This window comes from Photorhabdus hindustanensis (assembly GCF_002968995.1).
GTDB lineage: Bacteria > Pseudomonadota > Gammaproteobacteria > Enterobacterales > Enterobacteriaceae > Photorhabdus > Photorhabdus akhurstii.
The window spans coordinates 1-5,200 of sequence record NZ_PUWT01000087.1; the positions used below are offsets into that span (position 1 = coordinate 1).

The 5,200-nt window shown below is 42.5% G+C and carries 5 protein-coding genes and 1 pseudogene; 3 read left to right on the plus strand and 3 right to left on the minus strand.

All coding sequences use genetic code 11. The features are described 5' to 3' along the window. Positions 1-232: 232 nt before the first annotated feature. A complete protein-coding gene (gene sseA / locus C6H66_RS23170) occupies positions 233-1,072 on the minus strand; it encodes a 3-mercaptopyruvate sulfurtransferase (protein WP_105396853.1) in 840 nt (279 codons plus the stop codon). Positions 1,073-1,134: 62 nt separating this feature from the next. Further along, positions 1,135-1,296: a hypothetical protein gene (locus C6H66_RS26185; protein WP_162835243.1), complete on the minus strand. Its 162-nt coding sequence runs from the start codon at positions 1,294-1,296 to the stop codon at positions 1,135-1,137. A gap of 164 nt (positions 1,297-1,460) precedes the next feature. Here C6H66_RS26185 and dinG point away from each other — a divergent pair, with 164 nt between their 5' ends. After that, positions 1,461-3,608: an ATP-dependent DNA helicase DinG gene (dinG, locus tag C6H66_RS23175; RefSeq protein ID WP_105396854.1), complete on the plus strand. Its 2,148-nt coding sequence runs from the start codon at positions 1,461-1,463 to the stop codon at positions 3,606-3,608. Next, positions 3,608-4,537 carry a DNA-binding transcriptional regulator YafC gene (gene yafC, locus C6H66_RS23180; protein ID WP_046397500.1) on the plus strand — a complete coding sequence of 310 codons (930 nt, stop codon included), beginning with the start codon at positions 3,608-3,610 and terminating at the stop codon, positions 4,535-4,537. Before dinG ends, yafC begins: the two co-directional genes overlap by 1 nt. A gap of 165 nt (positions 4,538-4,702) precedes the next feature. Here yafC and C6H66_RS23185 read toward each other — a convergent pair. Next, a pseudogene (locus C6H66_RS23185) lies at positions 4,703-4,864 on the minus strand (alkene reductase); the annotation flags it as partial. A gap of 158 nt (positions 4,865-5,022) precedes the next feature. On the opposite strand from C6H66_RS23185, the gene C6H66_RS23195 reads away from it, so the two are divergent. Next, the coding region (locus C6H66_RS23195) for a helix-turn-helix domain-containing protein (protein ID WP_181150279.1) at positions 5,023-5,200 on the plus strand (178 nt) is incomplete at its 3' end.

Here is a 5,200-nt window from a genome sequence, read left to right on the forward strand (position 1 = left end):
TAATAATAATATTTAAATTTATAAATATATTTATTTTATTATTTAATGTAACTATGATTTATAAAAAAATAATATTAACTGAGGGTGAGGAATGAAATTAATAAATGGGGTTTTGAAATATAATGATACGAAAATTATTTGATTGGGGGTTATTTGACGGTTGAAGAATATATCTATTTGTTTATGCTAAATAATTAAAGGGCATAGAGTGGATATGCCCTATGGTATTTAATTATTTTTCAAGTGGCAGGGTGTTATTGTCTGCTCCCCATTCAGCCCATGAGCCATCATATAAATAAACATCTTTTTTACCGATGATATCTAAACCCAGAATCAAAACGGCAGCGGTCATACCCGATCCACAACTGGCGATAATAGATTTGGTTAAATCGACATCTTGCTGATGGAAAATATCTGTTATTTCATTTGCTGATTTAAAATGACCATTTTCTACTAACATGGTCCACGGAACGTTTTTACTACCGGGAATACGACCCATTTTTAAGCCGGGGCGCGGTTCTGGCGCTTTGGCTTGAAAACGGTCCATTGCTCTGGCATCGACAATTTGGGTCTGTTGATCATTGAGCGAATCCAGAATGTGTTCCAGCGATTTCACTTTGTCGGCATTGAAATCGACACTAAAGATTTGGGGATTGCGTTTCACTTCACCTGATTCTGTTGGCAATCCTGCCTGTTGCCAACCTTGTAAACCGCCATCGAGAATACGGACGTTACGGCTACCGAAGATCTTAAATGTCCACCACGCGCGAGGGGCAGAGAACATATTGCCTTGGTCATAAATCACGACGAGATGATTTTCACTAATGCCCATTGCACCAACCGCCTGACTAAAAGTTTGTGGATCGGGCAGCATATGAGGCAATCCACTTTGATGATTGGCAACTTTGTCTAAATCAAAAAATTGGGCGCTGGGAATATGGGTATCCAGCCAAAGTTTATGGCAATCAATTTGTTGAGGTGGCGGTGGGGCGGTTGCATCAAGGATGACAATGTTCTCATCATCAAGATGATCTTTTAACCACTGTGGAGTGACAAAGTATGCGTTATTCATGGGGTCCCTCACTTGACACGAAGATGAATTAGATACAAGGATAAAATAAGTGTTACAGCCCGTTATTGTTGTTGTATCGGTGCTGTAGCGGTCTCTTGCTGTTGATTGGTTAGTGATTCTATCGGTGTGGTTGAGCGGGTATACATATTAAGGCCCGCTAAGAATACGCCGCCAATTGAACCAAATGCAAAGATAGCGATGAAAATGATAAGGAGCTTTTTCATTATTGTTCTCAGGTGTTGTAGAAAGTAGAAAGTATATAGCGTTCTGAATAGCTGGCAAGGTGCTAGCCAATTTAACAAACGAGTTGATTGTCGCCTCGACATGAAGCTGATTTCATTTCTTCTCTGTGGGACAATAGCACTCCGGTTGTATGTCAGAGAATTCAATGGCGCTTTCTAATTCAATAAAAAATCAGATAAGTCAGTGGTATAAAGCATTACCTCAACATATTGATGGTTTTATTTCTCGTGCTCCGCAGCGACAGATGATTGCCGAAGTTGCAAAAACGCTGGCGGATCAGGAAGGTCGTCATTTGGTTATTGAGGCGCCAACAGGCATTGGTAAAACCCTCTCTTACCTGATACCTGGCATTGCAATCAGTAGAGCGGAAAGTAAGCCATTGGTTGTCAGTACGGCGAATGTCGCTTTACAAGATCAGATTTACAGTAAAGATCTGCCACTGTTGCGCAAAATTATTCCTGATCTGAAATTTACCGGTGCTTTTGGTCGTGGTCGTTATGTCTGTCCACGCAATCTTGAAGCTATCTGTGCAACCGATAGCGAACAGATTGATCTTATGTTTTTGGTTGAGGACAAAACAGAACTTGCTAATAGTGAAGAGAGGGAATTGTGTCGTCGGTTGCGTAGTGATTACACAACCTTTGCTTGGGATGGATTGCGTGATCACCATACACTGGCTTTGTCCGATGCTTTGTGGGGGAAAGTGAGCACGGATAAAGCAAATTGCCTGGGGCGTAACTGTCAGTATTATCATCGTTGCCCATTTTTTATTGCTCGCCGTGAGATCGAAAATGTCGATGTGGTGGTGGCTAACCATGCGTTAGTGATGGCGGCATTGGAAAGTGAGTCAGTACTGCCTGATGCTAAAAATTTACTATTGGTCCTCGACGAAGGACACCATATACCTGATGTCGCCAGGGATTCTTTGGAAGTTGAGGGGGAAATCACCCTGTTTCAACTTAATGGTCAATTAGATACTTTTGTTCGTCATGTTGAGCAATATCTGGTGCAATTCCATCCGGCAAAGCCACCACGTTTAGCTAATGCTAGTCGCCTGAATGAACACTGTGAAAAACTACGGGAATGCTTTAGAGAGCTTGCCACTATCACTCAGGCGCTTTTACCTGAAAAGAATGAAGTCGATGAGTATCTGTTTGAGATGGGTAAATTGCCGGATAATTTGCTGCTTTGTTGTCAGCAGTTATTTAAATTGACCGATGGTTTACGGGGATTAACAGAAGCGATACTGAATGATTTAACTGACCGGACGGCTAAGCAGGATATTGTCAGATTGCATCGCTCTATTTTGCATACCAGCCGTGCGCTTGGATATTTTGAAAATATGGCTAAGCTGTGGCGTTTGGCAGCATTGGAAGAGTCATCTAGCGCGCCGATATCAAAATGGCTTAGACGCCGTGATGAGAAAAATCAGTCACATCTCTATTTCCATTGTGCCGGTATCAGAGTCAGCGAACAGCTTAATCAACTGCTTTGGCGTAATATTCCTCATGTCGTCGTGACATCGGCGACGCTTCGTTCTCTGAATAGTTTTTCTCGTATTCAGGAGTTGACTGGGTTAACTGAAAAAGCAAGCGACCGTTTTGTCGCATTGTCATCGCCTTTTGATCATATGCGGCAGGGCAAATTGGTTATTCCCAAAATGTCATTGGAACCGACACTTCACAATGAAGCCGCTCATTTGCAAGAAATGGCGTGTTATTTCAGGGCTCAATTGCTGAGGCAGCAACATAAAGGCATGTTGATTTTATTCAGCAGTCAGAGAGCGATGGATATCTTTCTCTCTTATGTAACAGACTTACGCCTGATGTTACTTGTGCAAGGGGATCAGCCACGTTATCGATTAGTGGAAACACATTGTCAGCGTATCAATGAAGGGCAATGTAGTGTACTGATTGGATTGCAATCTTTTGCGGAAGGATTGGATTTAAAGGGGGATTATCTGTCCCAGGTTCACATTCAAAAAATCTCATTTCCGCCAGTGAATAATCCGGTCATTATCACTGAAAGCGAATGGTTGAAATCACTTAAACGTTATCCTTTTGAAGTGCAGAGTTTACCAAGTGCTTCTTTTAGCCTTATTCAGCAAGTAGGAAGACTTATCCGTAGTCATGAATGCTATGGTGATGTGGTGATTTATGACAGGCGCTTACTGAGCAAAAGGTATGGCCCAAGATTATTGCAGGCTTTGCCCGTTTTCCCCATTGAGCAGCCGGAAGTTCTTTCAGCGGCGGAAATTGGGAACATGAATACTCTTTTACAAGGAAGGCAATAATGAAAGCAAATTCAGAAGAGTTGACAATTTTCGTGTCAGTCGTGGAAAGCGGGAGTTTTAGTCGTGCGGCGGAACATCTGCAATTAGCAAATTCCGCCGTGAGCCGTTCAATAAAAAGACTTGAAAAGAAACTAGGTGTGAGTTTGCTCAATCGCACAACCCGTCAGCTTAGTCTAACCGAAGAAGGTCAGCGTTATTTCCGCCGAGTTCAGCATGTTCTACAAGAAATGGCAGCCGCTGAAACTGAACTTATGGAATCTAAACATACGCCAAGTGGTTTATTGCGTATCGATGCTGCAACACCAGTCGTATTACATTTACTGATACCACTGATTAAACCTTTTCGCGAACGCTACCCAGAAATAACGTTATCATTAATTTCTTCGGAAACTTATATCAATCTGATTGAGCGAAAAGTGGATATTGCCATTCGTGCAGGCAACTTAACCGACTCCAGTCTTCGAGCTCGACCACTTTTTTCCAGCTACCGAAAAATTGTCGCCTCTCCTGAATATCTGAAAAAATATGGCATACCGCAATGTATCGATGAGTTGAAAAATCATATTTGTCTTGGTTTTACCGAGCCGGTATCACTTAATACCTGGCCGATAGCCTGTCAGGACGGACAACTACATGAAATAACAGTGGGACTTTCTTCCAACAGTGGTGAAACCCTTAAACAACTATGTTTAACGGGTAATGGTATCGCGTGTCTGTCTGATTATATGATTGATCAGGCGATTGTCAGCGGTGAACTTGTTGAACTACTGGTTGAAAAACGATTACCCGTCGGGATGCCTTTCAATGCTGTATATTACAGTGATCAGGCTGTAAGCACCCGAATTAGAGCATTTATCGATTTTCTGAGTGAATATGTAAACAGTTCCCAAAGGGGTTTAACGAGTTTATTAAAAAGTGGGAAGAGTTAGTTATCCTATTTGCGGGAAAGAGTAATTCCCCCGAAAATTGCTAAATGAGTTTGTTTCAGTCATAACATATTCTCTTTTGAAATAGAAAATTAGACGCCTTGACAGCAAGAATGAATTATTTCATCACAATTTTCCCACTCTTTAAAAGAGTGGGAGGGATTTCTATTAGCTTATAGCCAAATAATCGGTATACCCTTCCACATTACCACCGAAAAATTTTTCTTTTATCGGTTGGTTCAGTTTTAACCTATTGGCAAGACGATAGGGTAAATCTGGATTAGCAATAAAGGAGCGACCAAATCCGATCAGATCCGCCCAGCCTTTAGCAAAATCCGCCGTAAACCCTCGCCCAATGCGGGCGGTGATATAAGGCGAAAAGCCCGCAGGGCTTTCAGGTTATTAACCATCACGTTCACTGGCAGCTCGGGGGGACACGGCCCCAAAAAGCGGTTAAAATACATAAACTATCCCGATGAGCGCTGATGATGTTAAGAGCCACCAAAGTCCGCATTTACCCGACACCCGAACAGGCTGATTATCTCAATGCTCAGTTCGGTGCGGTCCGTTTCGCGTACAACAAGGCGCTCCACATCAAGAAGCACGCTTATCAACGCCACGGGGTGAACCTCAGCCCGCGTAAAGACCTCAAACCCTTACTGTCAG

Coding starts and splice junctions, on each gene's coding strand:
- dinG (WP_105396854.1), top strand. CDS start 1,461: ATGGCGCTTTCTAATTCAATAAAAAATCAGATAAGTCAGTGGTATAAA.
- sseA (WP_105396853.1), bottom strand. CDS start 1,072: ATGAATAACGCATACTTTGTCACTCCACAGTGGTTAAAAGATCATCTT.
- C6H66_RS26185 (WP_162835243.1), bottom strand. CDS start 1,296: ATGAAAAAGCTCCTTATCATTTTCATCGCTATCTTTGCATTTGGTTCA.
- yafC (WP_046397500.1), top strand. CDS start 3,608: ATGAAAGCAAATTCAGAAGAGTTGACAATTTTCGTGTCAGTCGTGGAA.